Raw genomic sequence first — 16,159 nt, forward strand, 5'->3', positions numbered from 1 at the left:
GTGAACAACTACCTCTTTATTTTACTTTTTTTGACGCTGTGGAGCTGTCAGACGCTGGCGGGCGTCCCTGCCGGAAGAAATTCCAGCGTAGGGATTAGCTACGATCGCGCGGTGCCGCCTGCGCGTTTTGATATCTGGGTCCATGAACCGAGCGGTTACGACACTATCGACCCGCAAAAGTGGGGACGCAACACCCTGACCTGCGAGTCCCGCACCGACCCGACGAACGGAGCGTGTATGACAGCGCCGGTCTGGTTTACCGCGAACCCGGCCGCCCCCTACGCCATTACGCTGCGTTTTACCCACACGTCGACAAATAAAACAGCAGATGTGAAGGTCTATGGGGAAAAACATATGTTTATCAACAACAAAATTTTCACCTTTGCCAGCTTTGTCAGCGGCGGTACCGCCGATCTCTCGGCCTGGAACCGGGAACCCTATTTTGATTTTTACATCGTTAAAGGCGAACTGGATAAGCTCGCCCAGCCGGGCATCTGGACCGCAACGCTGAAGCAGAACCTGCGCGAATGGGGAAGCGCCGACTGCGGGGGCAACTTTAACGATGTCAACGTCGGATGTCCGGGCTACCTCACCATAGCCCGCTGGCAGGCGACGATACGCATTGAGGTGGTCGATCCGGGTAACCAGCAGATTTATCTGCCGGCGTTCCCCCACTCAACCCCGATGGTTAACCTCAATCTGACCAATTTTCCGGGGCGGCCCGGCGGCAGCGAAATCCAGGGCGAGAGCGCGCTGGATATGTGCCTGTATGACGGTAAAAACAGCGCCAGCACGCGCGTCTATCTGCGCTTTGAGGATGACGGTTTAGCGGCCACGGGCCGTACTGAGGGAGCGTTTTCCGTCAGACGACGCGGTGGAAGCCAGACCGAAGCACGGGATCGGCTCGATTATCAGGTTACGGTGATCAACCCGGTCACGGGCGCAGCAGAAACCGCGGCGAATGGCAAAACGCTGATCTGGCAGGGCACTAATGACCCGCAATATCTGCGTCAGGTTGTGCTGCCGGGTGGACGGGAGAGCGTACTTTGTGTCCCCGCCCCCATCATTCTGAAAACGCCCGCGTTTGCTGCCAGCAGCAAAAATGCCGGGGATTACACCGGCACCCTACGCGTTATCTATACGCCCAGTACCTTATAAAGAGCCCATTGTGAGTTACGCCATCCTCGACAACAATAGTTTTTATGCCGAAGGGTTGCGCTACGCCCTTCTGCGCCGTAACGCTCAGACGCAGGTTTCGAGCGGTACGGTAAAGTGGTGCCGTTCGCTGCTGGCCTGCGACACCCTCGTTGTTCGCTGCCGCTTTTCCGTCGCGGGGACGCACCTGGCGCTGGTCGACATTCTTCTGGAGCTGGAAGCCAGGCGCTGGGAAGGAACGGTGTATCTGGTGTGCAATGAAAAAGGCTGGGCACTGGCTACCCATCTGCGAAAGCGGTTTGCCACGCTGACCTTATATATCATTGATGACCGGATTGCCGTTGCGGATGCGGCGTATCTGCTTGCCAGAGAGCCCCGCCGGGTGCGCACCCTGAATTGTTGCCTGACAGGCATGGAGTTCAACGTGCTCGACAGGCTGGTGAACGGACAATCGGTACGGCATGTCGCGCATATGACGCAGATGAGTGAAAAACAGGTGTCGACGTATAAATGCAACGCGCTGAAAAAGCTTAATGCCAATAATCTGCTCCAGCTTCTTCTGTAGGTCGAGGTTTCTCACGCCGCCCCTTATTTGCTAGACTAGGGGCGTTTTTTACTTTATCGACAGAGCACTATGTTCATTTTTGCAGGCCAGGAAATTGAGACCGATAGCGAAGGCTATCTGAAAGACACCACGCTATGGAGCGAGCCGCTGGCGGAGAAAATCGCCGAAAACGAAGGTATCGCCCTCTCCCCCGAACACTGGGAGGTGGTCCGTTTTGTGCGCGAGTTTTATCTCGAGTTCAACACCTCTCCGGCCATCCGCATGCTGGTCAAGGCGATGGCCAACAAATTTGGCGAAGAAAAAGGCAACAGCCGCTATCTGTATCGCCTGTTCCCGAAGGGCCCGGCAAAACAGGCCACCAAAATTGCCGGCCTTCCTAAACCGGTGAAGTGTATTTAATACCGAATACCGAAGTTCACATATTCCCTGCCGGGTTGATGCGGTTCCGTTAAGACCTTATCAACCCGGGCGCTGCGCGGCCCGCCTGCTTTCAGCCACGCCATCAGTTTTTCAACCTGCTCCGCGTCGCCGCAGGCGACCACCTCAACGCTGCCGTCGTCCATATTTCGCGCGTATCCCGTTAGCCCAAGCGTCATCGCTTCGCGCTGGGTGCTGTAGCGGAACCCGACGCCCTGAACAAGGCCGTGGACCCAGGCAATGGTGCAGACTTTTGACATTTTTCTTCTCCTTAACGTAGCGTTTTCGGTAAACAGCCATAGTGCTGCCGGAAACGGGCGGTGAAACGAGAGCTGGAAAGATACCCACATTGTAATGCGATTTCACCGATCGGTAAGCGAGTCGACTGTAACTGTGACAGCGCCACGGCCATTCTCACCTCCTCCACGATCTGGCGAAACGCTCAACGACATCCGCAGATGATTGCGCCTGGCTGAATGTGCTACTCTACGCGCCATTTCCCTGAAATCGACAGAACAGCAAATTATGAGTGTACGTTTAGTGTTAGCCAAAGGGCGCGAGAAATCATTACTGCGCCGTCATCCCTGGGTCTTTTCCGGCGCAGTTGCCCGTATGGAAGGCAAAGCCAGCCTCGGTGAAACCATTGATATTGTTGACCATCAGGGGAAATGGTTAGCGCGCGGCGCATACTCGCCCGCCTCCCAGATCCGCGCGCGCGTCTGGACCTTCGATAAAGACGAAACCATCGACATCGACTTCTTCGTCCGCCGCCTGCAGCAGGCGCAGCAGTGGCGCGAGTGGCTGGCAAAGCGCGACGGGCTGGACAGCTATCGCCTGATTGCCGGTGAGTCCGACGGCCTGCCGGGCGTGACCATCGATCGCTTCGGCAACTTCCTGGTGCTGCAGCTCCTCAACGCCGGGGCGGAATACCAGCGTGCCGCGCTGATTAGCGCCCTGCAAACCCTGTTCCCACAGTGCGCCATTTACGACCGCAGCGACGTGGCGGTGCGCAAAAAAGAAGGCATGGAGCTGACTCAGGGGCCGGTCACGGGTGAACTGCCGCCTGCCCTGCTGCCGATTGAAGAGCACGGCATGAAGCTGCTGGTGGATATTCAGGGCGGGCACAAAACGGGTTACTACCTTGACCAGCGCGACAGCCGTCTCGCGACGCGTCAGTACGTTGCCGACAAACGCGTGCTCAACTGCTTCTCCTACACCGGTGGGTTTGCCGTTTCGGCGCTGATGGGCGGCTGTGCCCAAGTGGTTAGCGTGGATACCTCGCAGGAAGCGCTGGACGTGGCAAAACAGAACGTCGAGCTGAACAAACTGGACTTGAGCAAAGCCGAATTTATACGCGACGACGTCTTCAAGCTGCTGCGTAAATATCGCGATCAGGGCGAGAAGTTCGATGTCATCGTGATGGATCCGCCAAAGTTTGTGGAAAACAAAAGCCAGCTGATGGGCGCCTGCCGTGGGTATAAGGATATCAACATGCTGGCGATCCAGCTGCTGAACCCGGGCGGGGTGCTGCTCACCTTCTCCTGCTCCGGGCTGATGACCACCGATTTATTCCAAAAAATCATCGCCGATGCCGCAATAGATGCTGGTCGTGATGTACAATTTATAGAGCAGTTCCGTCAGGCAGCCGATCACCCCGTGATTGCTACCTACCCGGAAGGACTGTATCTGAAAGGGTTTGCCTGTCGCGTCATGTAACTTGAAAAGAGAAATATTGCCCGCACTTAATGTGTAAGTCGTATTTCCCGGGAGGTGACTATGATTGCCAGCAAATTCGGTATCGGCCAGCAGGTCCGCCACACTTTGCTTGGGTATTTGGGTGTGGTCGTGGATATCGACCCGGAGTATTCCCTTGATGAACCGTCAGCGGACGAACTGGCGGTGAACGCAGAGCTTCGCGCTGCACCCTGGTACCATGTAGTGATGGAAGGTGACGACGGACAACCCGTACATACCTACCTTGCCGAAGCGCAGCTAAGTAGCGAGCTGCAGGAAGAGCATCCGGAACAACCCACGATGGATGAACTTGCTCAGACTATCCGCAAACAGTTACAGGCTCCGCGCCTGCGGAACTAAGCGTGTAAAAAAAGCCCGATGAACGGGCTTTTTTTTTATTACTTCGCCAGCCCCAGACGGGGGATATCGATCGCCGGACAGCGATCCATAACCACCTTCAATCCCGCATCCCGCGCCAGCACGGCAGCTTGCTCGTTAATCACGCCCAGCTGCATCCACAATGTTTTCGCCCCGACGGCAATCGCGTCCTGCGCCACTTCCCACGCCGCCTCGGAATTACGGAAGACATCGACCATATCAATTTTTTCCGGCACGTCAGCGAGGGTGGCATAACCCTGCTGGCCCAGTAAGGTTTTCCCCGCCACTTTTGGTGAGACCGGGATGACGTGATAGCCCTGATCGAGAAGGTATTTCATCACCCGATAGCTGGGACGGTCGGGTTTATCGCTCGCGCCCACCAGCGCAATGGTACGCGTGGATGTCAGAATCTCGGCAATATCGTTCTCTTTCATGGTTTTTCTCCTGGCTTTTTTAAAAGTGTACGCCAAAGCGCACATCTCAACCATCCATCCCATACAGATGTATGAGGGCAAAACGGCAAAATATGTCTATATGTTAGTAAACGTGATTATCGAAAGATTTAGATACATTAATGCGGCGACAGTATCTCTGACAGGAGCCTTCTATGAAAACCGGTTTTGCCACTGCTCTGATTGCGTTAGCGATGCCGGTTTGCGTTTTTGCCACCACGCTTCGGCTCTCTGGCGACATTGATCTTCTGGTTCTGGACGGGAAAAAGGTTTCCAGCTCGTTATTGCGCGGGGCTGACAGCATTGAGTTAGATAACGGGCCGCATCAGCTGGTGTTCCGGGTCGAAAAAGCGATCGGCCTGACTAACCATGAGCAGCGGATGTACATCTCTCCGCCGCTGATTGTCAGCTTTAATACCCGGCAAATCAGCCAGGTGAACATTACCCTGCCTCGCCTTGAAACGGAGAAGGAATCAGCGGCCTTCGACGCCTCGCCACGCGTTGAGCTGCTGGACGGGAATGCAATGCCGATCCCGGTCAAGCTGGATATTCTGGCGTTGACCAGCGCCACAAAAAGCCCGGACTACGAGGCCGCAACGCAGGTCTATAACAAAGCCGGCAAACGCGCCTCCCTTCCGCAGTTTGCCACCATGATGGCGGACGACAGTACGCTGCTATCCGGCGTCTCGGAACTGGACGTCATTCCGCCGCAGTCCCAGAGCCTGACGGAACAGCGCCTTAAATTCTGGTTCCAGCAGGCCGATCCCGACACGCGGGCCCGGTTTTTACAGTGGGCAAAGCAACAACCTTCATCTTAAGCCACATTTTTTACGCCTTTCTCTTGCAGCGTCAGACGGTTCCCGTCATCGTGTAGTCAGTTAACCTGATGGATATGATTATGGAACTGACAACACGCACGCTGCCTGAACGCAAACATATTGCGCTGGTGGCGCACGATCACTGTAAACAAATGCTGCTTAACTGGGTTCGCCGCCATCAGCCGCTGCTGGAAAAGCACGCCCTGTCGGCGACCGGCACTACCGGTAACCTGATCCAGCGCGAAACGGGTCTGGAGGTGAATGCGATGCTGAGCGGCCCGATGGGCGGCGATCAGCAGGTCGGGGCGCAGATTTCCGAAGGGAAAATTGATGTGCTGATCTTCTTCTGGGATCCGCTGAATGCGGTTCCGCACGATCCGGATGTCAAAGCGCTGCTGCGTCTGGCAACGGTGTGGAATATTCCGGTGGCGACGAACCTGTCAACGGCGGATTTCATCATTGAATCACCGCAGTTTAACTCGCCGGTTGAGATCCTTATTCCGGACTATCAGCGCTATCTTTCCGAGAGACTGAAGTAGCTTTTTTGCCGGGTGGCGGCTACGTCTACCCGGCCTGGAAATCTTGCCTGACGCCGTTATGGCTTTCTCGCCACCGGCACGTCTATACTCTTCAGAATATCGACAAACACGGATGGCTCCTCTTTATTGAACAGCAGCCACACGCGATGACGCGCGCGGGTGATGGCCACGTACAGCAAACGCCGTTCTTCGGCATCCGGGAAGTCTTCCGGCACCGGCAGCAGGGCCTCTTCCATGACCGACTCGCGGGCCGGAGCCGGGAATCCGTCGCTGCCCTCCTTCAGCCCCACCACAATCACATAATCGGCCTGCTGCCCTTTGCTGGCGTGAATGGTCATAAATTCAAGCTGCAGTTTCGGCCAGCGGGTAGCGGCTTTTTCCAGCGCAGCAGGCTTAAGGTGATGATAACGCGCCAGCACCAGGATACGTTCATCGGGTTTCGCATAGCCGCTGAGCTTGTCCAGCAGCGGCTCCAGCTGGTCATCCGCCAGCAGGGTGACCGCTTTTTTATCCCCTGCCCGCAGGCTGTTTAGCGGCTTGGCCAGCTGGTGCGGGTTCTGCTGGATAAAGCGGTTGGCGATCTCACCAATCCGTGAATTGAAGCGGTATGTCGTGTCCAGATCGCTGCGGTCGCCTTCGCCAAAATAGTGGTGGAAGGCGGTCGTCAGCGAGAGCTGCGCCCCGCTGAAGCGGTAGATGGCCTGCCAGTCGTCCCCCACCGCGAACAGCGAGGTATGTTTATTTTGCGCCCGCAGCGCCGAGAGCAGTGCCGCACGCTGGGGTGAGATATCCTGGAACTCATCCACCAGAATATGCTTCCACGGGCTGACAAAGCGCCCCTTCTCCAGAATGACGATCGCCTGATGGATAAGACCGGAGAAATCAACGGCATTTTCCTCTTTCAGCGCGGTTTTCCAGGCTTTCAATAGCGGAGCCATCAGCTTGACCCGTTTTGAAAATAGATCGCGGATCGCCTCCGGCGCGCTTTCAATCATCTCTGCCTGCGAGCCGCCGTGCATCCGCATCAGGCTGACCCAGCGGTCAAGACGCGAGCCGAGCCGACGCGCCAGTTTTTCATCCTGCCAGAAGCTGCCCTCCGGTACCTCCCAGTTGAGTTCCTCTTCCAGCCATTGACGCCACCCTTTCGCCTGCGCCTTTTTCTCACTGCACTGCTGACGCCACGTTTTAATAAACAACGCCTGTCGCGCCTGCGCGTCGTTTTCCAGTTTACTGATGGCAGGCACTTTTTTACTGCCCTGCTGAATGATATGCAGCGCGAGGGCATGGAAGGTTCTGGCGGTAATATCCCGGGTGTGCAGCCGTTCCTGGATGCGTTCGTCCATCTCCTGTGCCGCCTTACGGCCAAAAGCCAGAAGCAGGATCTGATCGGCAACGGCCTCCCCGGTGGTGAGAAGCCAGCCCGCACGCGCCACCAGCACCGACGTTTTACCGCTTCCAGCCCCCGCCAGCACCAGCAGCGACTGCTCTCCGTTCACCACCGCGCGCGCCTGAGCAGGGTTGAGCGGTGAAGACTCCACCGTACTGAAAAAGTCGGCGTATTGGGTGAGCATGGCGTCCGTCCAGGCCTGGTTATGCGCCAGCCGGCTTTTATCCATATCGTTCAGCCAGGCCTGGCACTGACGCCAGGCATCGCGACAATTGTCGAACTCATCAAGACGCGTCACGGAGAGCGGCAGAGCCGAAAGTGCCTGTCGAATCTTTTGCTGCAGACCGGCGGTCTGCTGGCGCGTCAGCCACGTTTGCTGCGCGTTGCTTTGCGCGATATCGTCCAGCACCTGCTGCAGCACCTGAGCGCCAATCACGCTCATGTCGTGGCTCCACTGCTGCCAGAGCGCGTTCAGGTGATGGTGGAAACGCTGGGTTTCCGCCCACTCGGTACCGTGAAGGCGCACGACTTTGTCGTCAGGCAGAACGAACTCGAGCTCGCCCCACACCAGCCCGCGCTTGCAGTGAATAGCCAGAAGCTGATTAAACGGAATAAGGTATTCGTGGCGTTCTCCGGAGACTTTAACCCCGGCGTTGAGCAGAACAACTCTGTCATAGGGGTGTTGCGCCAGGCGTTTGCCTAAAGAAGTTGCTTTCAGTTCCATGTCCCGCCAAATCCACGAAGAGATAATTTACCTGACAGTTTAACTGCCAGTTTTAAGGTGCTCCAGCCTAAAAAAACGTTACAATCATTGGGCGTTAATTTTATCGAAAGGAAGTGAGGGTTTATGCGTACCGTTCTGAATGTGTTGAATTTTGTGCTGGGCGGTTTTGCCACCACCCTTTCCTGGCTTTTTGCCACGCTGGTGAGCATCGTCCTGATCTTCACCCTTCCCCTGACCCGCTCCTGCTGGGAAATCACGAAACTCTCGTTCATCCCCTACGGTAATGAAGCTATCCACGTTAACGAGCTGAACCCGGAGAGCAAGAGCGCCCTGATGAATACGGGGGGAACGTTGCTGAACATTCTGTGGTTGATTTTCTTCGGCTGGTGGCTGTGCATCATGCATATTTTTGCCGGTATTGCGCAGTGCATCTCAATAATTGGTATTCCGGTCGGGCTCGCGAACTTTAAGATCGCCGCCATCGCCCTTTGGCCCGTCGGGCGCAGGGTGGTTCCGGTCGAAGTGGCCCAGGCGGCGCGTGAAGCGAACGCACGTCGTCGTTTTCAGTAAATAAGGACTGGCCGCGTTTATGCTAAGTCCACTGCTTCGCCGTTATACCTGGAACAGCGCCTGGCTCTACAACGTCAGGATATTTATCGCGCTTTGCGGCACGGCTGCCCTGCCGTGGTGGCTGAATGATGTCAAGCTCACCATCCCCCTCACGCTGGGGGTGGTGGCCGGAGCGCTGGCGGATCTGGACGATCGCCTGGCCGGGCGTTTGCGGAATCTGGTCATTACGCTCGTCTGTTTTTTTATCGCCTCCGCGTCCGTTGAGTTACTTTTCCCCTGGCCGTGGCTGTTTGCCCTTGGCCTTACACTCTCCACCAGCGGGTTTATTTTGCTGGGCGGTCTGGGGCAGCGCTATGCCACTATCGCCTTTGGGGCCCTGCTGATCGCCATCTACACCATGCTGGGCGTTTCCCTGTACGACCAGTGGTATCAGCAGCCTGTGCTGCTGCTGTTGGGCGCCATCTGGTATAACCTGCTGACGTTAACCGGCCACCTAATCTTCCCGGTTCGTCCTCTGCAGGATAACCTTGCCCGCAGCTATGAGCAGCTAGCCCATTATCTGGAACTGAAATCCCGGCTGTTCGACCCGGATATTGAGGAAGAAAGCCAGGCGCCGCTTTACGATCTGGCGCTGGCAAACGGCCAGCTGGTCGCCACCCTTAACCAGACGAAAGCCTCGCTGCTTACCCGTCTGCGCGGGGATCGCGGCCAGCGCGGCACGCGCAGAACCTTGCACTACTATTTTGCCGCTCAGGACATTCATGAGCGCGCCAGCTCCTCGCACGTTCAGTATGCCGCCCTGCGCGAGAAGTTCCGCTACAGCGACGTCATGTTCCGCTTTCAGCGCCTGCTGTCCATGCAGTCACAGGCATGCCAGCAGCTCGCGCGCTCCATTCTTTTGCGCACGCCCTATCAGCACGACTCCCGCTTCGAACGCGTGTTTAGCCATCTTGATGCGGCGCTCGACCGCGTGCAGGCCAGCGGAACGTCACCGGAACAGATCAAAGCGCTGGGTTTTCTGCTCAACAACCTGCGGGCGATTGATGCTCAGTTGGCGACGATTGAGTCCGAGCAGGCGATGGCACTGCCGGGCAGCGAGATGGATAACCAGCTTGCAGATGACAGCGTGCACAGCGTGAGCGATATGTGGCTAAGGCTGAGCCGCAACTTCACGCCGGAGTCGGCGCTGTTTCGTCACGCGGTGCGAATGTCCCTGGTCTTATGCGTGGGGTATGCTTTTATCCAGATAACCAGTTTGCACCACGGCTACTGGATCCTGCTGACCAGCCTGTTTGTCTGTCAGCCGAACTATAACGCCACCCGACACCGCCTGGCATTGCGTATTATCGGCACCCTGGTCGGCGTCGCCATTGGCCTTCCGGTGCTTTATTTCGTGCCGTCCATTGAAGGACAGCTGATCCTGATCGTGATCACCGGCGTGCTGTTCTTCGCGTTTCGCAACGTGCAGTACGCCCATGCCACAATGTTCATCACGCTGCTGGTTCTGCTCTGCTTTAACCTGCTGGGTGAAGGGTTCGAGGTCGCCCTGCCCCGCGTACTCGATACCCTGATTGGCTGCGCTATCGCCTGGGCCGCCGTCAGCTTTATCTGGCCGGACTGGCGTTTCCGTAATCTACCGCGCGTGTTAGACAGGGCTATGAACGCCAACTGCCGATACCTGGATGCCATCCTTGAGCAGTATCATCAGGGCCGCGATAACCGCCTGGCTTACCGGATAGCGCGCCGCGATGCACACAACAGCGATGCGGAACTGGCCTCGGTGGTCTCTAACATGTCAACGGAGCCTCGCGCCACGGCCGAAATTCGTGAGACGGCTTTCCGGCTGCTCTGCCTGAACCATACCTTCACCAGCTATATTTCCACGCTGGGCGCCCACCGCGAAAAACTCACCAACCCGGGCATCCTCAATCTGCTGGATGACGCGGTCTGTTATGTCGATGATGCACTGCATCACCGGCCAGCCGATGAACCGCGCGTGAGACAGGCGCTGGATGAACTTACCCAACGTATTGCGCATCTTGAGCCTGGAAACGACAGCAAAGCGCCTCTGGTGTTGCAGCAGATTGGCCTGCTTATCGCCCTGCTGCCAGAAATTTGCCGGCTGCAACAGCAAATCGCTAGCTGGAGGAGTGATTCTCCTGTGGCTCAGGCAGCGCATTAAACCACTCCGTCAACTCCCGGCGAATGCCGGCCGGGAGTGCCGCCTCATGCAGCCCCTCGATCGCCCCTTCCAGCGCGAATAGCACTTTGATACTCAGCGCTTTATTTTTCGCCCGCATCTTCAGCCAGCTCTCCCTTGCGCCAAGCGCCCGCAGTGTTTCTTCGTTGGTGATGCCCGCTTCAAAGAGCAACACTTCCAGCTGAAAGGTCAGGTTTGGCAGGTCCTTAAGTCGATTGCGCTGATGCCGCTGGTAACGCTCTTTTCTTGCCGCATTAAGTGCGAAAGTGGAGAGCTGAAGCAGACGCTCCCTGTCCTGCCATAGCCCGTCATCCACCCGGTAATAGTTGAGAAGCACCGGACGGCCCCGCTTCATCAGGGTCAAAAAAGACGCGGCATTTTTCACACAGTATTTCGCACTTTCTTCACAGGCACGGAGGTAGAGCTCACCTTCTGACACCATGGCAAAAACCGCATCATCCACTGCCAGGGTATAGCCGCCGAACAGTGCGCGATGATGAATTTCACCCAGTGGTGACAGGTATTCCTGGGATTTATAAATCCGTTCATAAGATATCTTTTTCATGATATTTCCCTTCAAAATCATAAAGTAACAACGAAATTTCTTACTAGCGGATCCGTTAGCAGGAAAATAGGCAACTTAGCGTCGTTGAGCAAGATGATTTTTCGAAGGGCATCAACATTGAATGAATTTTGCGAGTCGCTTTCCGAAAATGAGGTTGATCTTTATGCATACAGGGGTTACTGTATATCCATACAGTAACTACAGGGCTGGAATGAATATGTACACTTCAGGCTATGCAAATCGCTCAACTTCTCTCTCCTCTACCGCGGGCACTGTCGCGCAGAACACCGTTGGGGGTGCTTCGACGGGGCTTATTAGTGAAGTGGTTTACCGTGAAGACCAGCCTCTGTTGACCCAACTCCTGCTGCTTCCGTTATTACAGCAGCTTGGTCAGCAATCACGCTGGCAGCTCTGGCTGACGCCACAGCAAAAACTGAGCCGCCAATGGGTGCAGTCTGCGGGCCTGCCGCTGGCAAAGGTTATGCAGATCAACCAGCTTTCTCCCTGCGATACCGTCGAATCGATGATTCGCGCGTTACGCACCGGAAATTACAGCGTGGTGATCGGGTGGTTACCGGAAGAATTGACGGAAGAGGAACATTTTCGTCTGACCGAAGCGGCTGAAGAAGGGAATGCGATCGGGTTTATCATGCGCCCGGTTCGTCCAGATACTTATCGCAGAGGACAACTTTCTGGGCTAAAAATTCACTCAAATTTGTATCATTGAGTGAAATTAAGATTTTTCCTGGAATTTTTTTTGACCGCAGGATGCGGTTTTAGTTCCCGGCCTCAAAATTGCGGCAAGGCTTGTCTGGTGCGGTTCTCCTTAATTTTATTGCACAAAATTCGTTCTAAAAATGTTAAATAATAGGTATACGGAACTTTTTTTTTCATATGCCTGACAGACTTCACACTTGTAAGTTTTCAGCTACGTTGTAGACTTTACATCGCCAGGGGTGCTCGGCCTAAGCCGAAGATATCGGTAGATTTATATTTGACCACGCCCCCCGGTGAAGGATTTAACCGTGATTCTCTCTTGAGACCTTCATGGCGAATTTTGGATGATAACGAGGCGCAAAAAATGAAAAAGACAGCTATCGCGATTGCAGTGGCACTGGCTGGCTTCGCTACCGTAGCGCAGGCCGCTCCGAAAGATAATACCTGGTATGCAGGTGGTAAACTGGGCTGGTCTCAGTTCCATGACACTGGCTGGTACAACAGCAGCCTGAACAACGATGGCCCTACTCACGAGAGCCAGCTTGGTGCAGGTGCGTTCGGTGGCTATCAGGTTAACCCGTATGTTGGCTTTGAAATGGGTTACGACTGGTTAGGTCGTATGCCATACAAAGGCGACACCATCAATGGCGCTTTCAAAGCTCAGGGCGTTCAGCTGACCGCTAAACTGGGTTACCCAGTAACTGACGATCTGGACGTGTACACCCGTCTGGGCGGCATGGTATGGCGTGCAGACTCCAGCAACAACATCGCTGGCGACGACCATGACACTGGCGTTTCCCCAGTATTCGCTGGTGGCGTTGAGTGGGCTATGACCCGTGACATCGCTACCCGTCTGGAATACCAGTGGGTTAACAACATCGGTGACGGTGCTACCGTTGGCGTTCGTCCAGACAACGGCATGCTGAGCGTAGGTGTTTCCTACCGTTTCGGCCAGCAGGAAGATGCAGCACCAGTTGTTGCTCCAGCGCCGGCTCCAGCTCCAGAAGTACAGACCAAGCACTTCACTCTGAAGTCTGACGTTCTGTTCAACTTCAACAAAGCGACCCTGAAACCAGAAGGTCAGCAGGCACTGGATCAGCTGTACACCCAGCTGAGCAACCTGGATCCTAAAGACGGTTCTGTAGTGGTTCTGGGCTTCACCGACCGCATCGGTTCTGACGCTTACAACCAGAAACTGTCTGAGAAACGTGCTCAGTCTGTTGTTGATTACCTGATCTCTAAAGGTATCCCAGCTAACAAGATTTCCCCACGTGGTATGGGCGAATCTAACCCAGTTACTGGCAACACCTGTGACAACGTTAAAGCTCGCGCTGCACTGATCGACTGCCTGGCACCAGATCGTCGCGTAGAGATCGAAGTTAAAGGCGTTAAAGACGTTGTAACTCAGCCAGCGGCATAAGTTATCGTCTTATAAAAAAACCCCGCCATGCGGGGTTTTTTATTGTCTGAAGAAAACAAAAATCTATTTTTTGCCCAACAACGCCTGAAGGTCATTTTTCAGCGACGACATCTGGTTGGCGTACTTCTCTTTATGTTCGGCATCCTCAATCAGCTGCACGATAGTTTCCGACAGGGTCTTACCACGCCGTTGTGCCAGCCCGGCCAGACGCTGCCAGACCACGAACTCCAGGTCGATGGATTTTTTCCGGGTATGCTGATGCTCAGCATTAAAATGCCGTTTACGTCGCGCGCGGATAGTTTGCTTCATCCGATTTAACAACGCAGGATTAATGTGCTTCTCAATCCAGCCATTGACCTGTACCGGTTCATTTTCGAGGGTCAGCAAAATATCCACGGCTTCTTGCGCAGCGCTGGCTTCTATGTAGCAGGTGATCAGCTCCCCTTCACGGTGCTTTTTGACCAGGTACTTCCATTTCCAGCCGCTTTCGAGATTTTCCAGTTGTTGATATTTCATTGCGATCTCAGTGTTACCACGTAACTCTGTTCAGAATATCAGTTTTTTAGCAATCTGCTGAAAAGAAATCATATCCTGTGAGTGACTGCAGCCAATCCGCCTGCTGAAATACCAATCCTGCTTGGGTAGAGCCCCCCGCTTACGGTATACTCCACGCTTTTACATCTGACTAAAAAACATCAACTTTGACCATTACGAAACTAGCATGGCGTGACCTTGTTCCGGATGCCGAGAGCTATCAGGAACTGTTTGCACAGCCCGATCTCGCAAAAGAACACGAATTCCTCCTTAGCGATACGCAACCACGCTTACATTATGCGCTGGAGCAGACGTTAAGCCCGTGGGCGACATCGCCCTTCATGCTGCTGAAAGCCCCGGAAGAAGCGGAATATCTGTCGCTGCTTGGGGATGCCACGCGCCAGCTGCGGCCAGACACCACCGCGGTATTTGGCGGCCAGTATCGTATCGCGGGGCATACTATTACCTTCGGACCGGCGGACCAGGCCGACGGTCGTTTTGCTGCTAACGGCGAGGTAATTACCGCTAATTGGGTCGAGGCTGAACAGCTGTTTGGCTGTCTGCGCCAGTTTAACGGCGAGCTTTCCCTGCAGCCGGGGCTGGTGCATCGCGCAAACGGCGGCGTGCTCATCATCTCTCTGCGCACTTTGCTCTCGCAGCCGCTGCTGTGGATGCGTCTGAAAACCGTTGTGACCCAACAGCGCTTTGACTGGGTCGGTTACGACGAGTCTCGTCCTCTTCCTGTCTCCGTGCCGTCAATGCCGCTGTCGCTGACCGTCGTGCTGATGGGTGACCGCGAATCGCTGGCGGACTTCCAGGAGATGGAGCCGGAACTGGCCGAACAGGCAGTTTACAGCGAATACGAAGACAACATTCAGATTGCCGATGCGGACGACATGGCGCAGTGGTGTCAGTGGGTGATGGCCGTGGCGGAACGTTTTGCATTGCCAGCGCCTGCCGCCGACGCGTGGCCGGGTTTAATCCGCGAAGCCGTTCGCTATACCGGTGACCAGGAAACCTTGCCGCTCTGCCCGCTCTGGATCGGCAAGCAGCTGCGTGAAGTGGGTACGATCAGCGGTAACGGTGCGTTTACTGGCGAACAGCTCACGCAGATGCTGGCGCAGCGAGAGTGGCGCGAAGGCTATCTTGCTGACCGCATGCAGGATGAAATTCTGCTGGAACAAATTCTGGTCGAGACAGAAGGCGAACGCGTTGGGCAGATCAACGCCCTCTCGGTGATCGAGTTTCCTGGCCATCCGCGCGCGTTCGGTGAACCCTCGCGAATCAGCTGCGTTGTGCATATTGGCGACGGCGAGTTTACCGATATTGAACGCAAGGCCGAACTGGGCGGCAACATTCACGCCAAAGGCATGATGATCATGCAGGCATTTTTGATGTCTGAACTGCAGCTTGAGCAGCAAATCCCCTTCTCCGCCTCGCTGACGTTTGAGCAGTCCTACAGCGAAGTGGATGGCGATAGTGCCTCAATGGCGGAGCTGTGCGCCTTAATCAGCGCCCTGGCGGACGTTCCGATCAACCAGAACATTGCTATTACCGGTTCGGTCGATCAATTTGGTCGTGCTCAGCCCGTTGGCGGTCTGAACGAAAAAATTGAAGGCTTCTTCTCTGTCTGTCAGCAGCGCGGTTTAAACGGCAAACAGGGTGTGATTATTCCGGCGCCTAACGTACGCCATCTCAGCCTGTGCCAGGATATTCTGGACGCGGTTGAACAGGAACAATTCGCCATCTGGGCCATCGAAGGGATTGAGGATGCACTACCCTTACTGACAAACCTGGTTTGGGATGGCGAAGGTCAGACAACTTTGATGCAGACTATCCAGGAGCGCATTGCTCAGGCGACGCAGCAGGATGCTCGCCATCGTTATCCATGGCCGTTACGCTGGCTGGGCTGGTTCAGTTCGAACTGATCGGACTTGTTCAGCGTACACGTGTTAGCTATCCTGCGTCCTTCACTAAAATAAGG

17 protein-coding genes and 1 pseudogene are annotated in these 16,159 nt (G+C 55.3%); 12 read left to right on the plus strand and 6 right to left on the minus strand.

The window, feature by feature from the left end:
• From IM295_RS11265 to tusE, 3 genes are all read left to right on the plus strand, one after another.
• Positions 1-1,158 carry a CfaE/CblD family pilus tip adhesin gene (locus IM295_RS11265; protein WP_193066702.1) on the plus strand — a complete coding sequence of 386 codons (1,158 nt, stop codon included), beginning with the start codon at positions 1-3 and terminating at the stop codon, positions 1,156-1,158.
• Positions 1,159-1,168: 10 nt separating this feature from the next.
• Complete coding sequence (locus IM295_RS11270; protein WP_193066703.1) at positions 1,169-1,720, plus strand: LuxR C-terminal-related transcriptional regulator; 552 nt, start codon at positions 1,169-1,171, stop codon at positions 1,718-1,720.
• Positions 1,721-1,789: 69 nt separating this feature from the next.
• On the plus strand, positions 1,790-2,119 hold the full coding sequence (tusE, locus tag IM295_RS11275) for a sulfurtransferase TusE (RefSeq protein ID WP_028012611.1): 330 nt from the start codon (positions 1,790-1,792) through the stop codon (positions 2,117-2,119).
• Here tusE and yccX read toward each other — a convergent pair.
• Together yccX and IM295_RS23295 are read right to left on the minus strand one after the other, a co-directional pair.
• Positions 2,116-2,397, minus strand: coding sequence for an acylphosphatase (yccX, locus tag IM295_RS11280; protein WP_048999181.1), 282 nt, complete (start codon positions 2,395-2,397; stop codon positions 2,116-2,118). The two genes, tusE and yccX, sit on opposite strands and share 4 nt — an antisense overlap.
• 11 nt (positions 2,398-2,408) lie before the next feature.
• A pseudogene (locus tag IM295_RS23295) lies at positions 2,409-2,640 on the minus strand (helix-turn-helix transcriptional regulator); the annotation flags it as partial.
• A 22-nt stretch (positions 2,641-2,662) separates the two neighbouring features.
• Between IM295_RS23295 and rlmI the strand changes: the two are divergent.
• Entirely contained in the window at positions 2,663-3,853 is a 1,191-nt protein-coding gene (rlmI, locus tag IM295_RS11290) for a 23S rRNA (cytosine(1962)-C(5))-methyltransferase RlmI (protein WP_193066704.1), read from the plus strand.
• Between the two features lie 60 nt (positions 3,854-3,913).
• Positions 3,914-4,231, plus strand: coding sequence for a heat shock protein HspQ (gene hspQ, locus IM295_RS11295; protein ID WP_008499919.1), 318 nt, complete (start codon positions 3,914-3,916; stop codon positions 4,229-4,231).
• 38 nt (positions 4,232-4,269) lie between these two features.
• On the opposite strand, the gene IM295_RS11300 is transcribed toward hspQ, so the two are convergent.
• Complete coding sequence (locus IM295_RS11300) at positions 4,270-4,683, minus strand: CoA-binding protein (protein ID WP_028012609.1); 414 nt, start codon at positions 4,681-4,683, stop codon at positions 4,270-4,272.
• Positions 4,684-4,856: 173 nt separating this feature from the next.
• Between IM295_RS11300 and IM295_RS11305 the strand changes: the two genes are divergently transcribed.
• On the plus strand, positions 4,857-5,519 hold the full coding sequence (locus tag IM295_RS11305; protein ID WP_041910599.1) for a DUF2057 family protein: 663 nt from the start codon (positions 4,857-4,859) through the stop codon (positions 5,517-5,519).
• A gap of 80 nt (positions 5,520-5,599) precedes the next feature.
• Complete coding sequence (gene mgsA, locus IM295_RS11310) at positions 5,600-6,058, plus strand: methylglyoxal synthase (RefSeq protein WP_041912035.1); 459 nt, start codon at positions 5,600-5,602, stop codon at positions 6,056-6,058.
• A 56-nt stretch (positions 6,059-6,114) separates the two neighbouring features.
• Here mgsA and helD read toward each other — a convergent pair whose 3' ends face one another.
• Entirely contained in the window at positions 6,115-8,169 is a 2,055-nt protein-coding gene (gene helD, locus IM295_RS11315; protein ID WP_193066705.1) for a DNA helicase IV, read from the minus strand.
• Positions 8,170-8,292: 123 nt separating this feature from the next.
• Here helD and IM295_RS11320 point away from each other — a divergent pair, with 123 nt between their 5' ends.
• Both IM295_RS11320 and yccS read left to right on the plus strand, forming a co-directional pair.
• Positions 8,293-8,739, plus strand: a complete 447-nt coding sequence (locus tag IM295_RS11320; protein WP_041910601.1) for a YccF domain-containing protein — start codon at positions 8,293-8,295, stop codon at positions 8,737-8,739.
• Between the two features lie 19 nt (positions 8,740-8,758).
• Positions 8,759-10,921, plus strand: coding sequence for a YccS family putative transporter (gene yccS / locus IM295_RS11325; RefSeq protein ID WP_193066706.1), 2,163 nt, complete (start codon positions 8,759-8,761; stop codon positions 10,919-10,921).
• Here yccS and IM295_RS11330 read toward each other — a convergent pair.
• Positions 10,878-11,504 carry a TfoX/Sxy family DNA transformation protein gene (locus IM295_RS11330; protein WP_028012603.1) on the minus strand — a complete coding sequence of 209 codons (627 nt, stop codon included), beginning with the start codon at positions 11,502-11,504 and terminating at the stop codon, positions 10,878-10,880. The genes yccS and IM295_RS11330 overlap by 44 nt on opposite strands.
• A gap of 217 nt (positions 11,505-11,721) precedes the next feature.
• Here IM295_RS11330 and sulA point away from each other — a divergent pair, with 217 nt between their 5' ends.
• On the plus strand, positions 11,722-12,231 hold the full coding sequence (gene sulA, locus IM295_RS11335) for an SOS-induced cell division inhibitor SulA (protein WP_193066732.1): 510 nt from the start codon (positions 11,722-11,724) through the stop codon (positions 12,229-12,231).
• Positions 12,232-12,585: 354 nt separating this feature from the next.
• Positions 12,586-13,641 (plus strand): porin OmpA, encoded by a 1,056-nt coding sequence (gene ompA, locus IM295_RS11340; protein ID WP_108780329.1) that lies wholly within the window; start codon positions 12,586-12,588, stop codon positions 13,639-13,641.
• Between the two features lie 63 nt (positions 13,642-13,704).
• Here the strand turns inward: ompA and matP are convergent, their stop codons facing one another.
• Positions 13,705-14,157, minus strand: a complete 453-nt coding sequence (gene matP, locus IM295_RS11345; RefSeq protein ID WP_023332611.1) for a macrodomain Ter protein MatP — start codon at positions 14,155-14,157, stop codon at positions 13,705-13,707.
• Between the two features lie 185 nt (positions 14,158-14,342).
• Here matP and IM295_RS11350 point away from each other — a divergent pair, with 185 nt between their 5' ends.
• On the plus strand, positions 14,343-16,103 hold the full coding sequence (locus IM295_RS11350) for a Lon protease family protein (protein WP_193066707.1): 1,761 nt from the start codon (positions 14,343-14,345) through the stop codon (positions 16,101-16,103).
• The last annotated feature ends 56 nt before the right edge of the window (positions 16,104-16,159 follow it).

Source organism: Enterobacter cloacae complex sp. P14RS (assembly GCF_014895895.1).
GTDB lineage: Bacteria > Pseudomonadota > Gammaproteobacteria > Enterobacterales > Enterobacteriaceae > Enterobacter > Enterobacter bugandensis.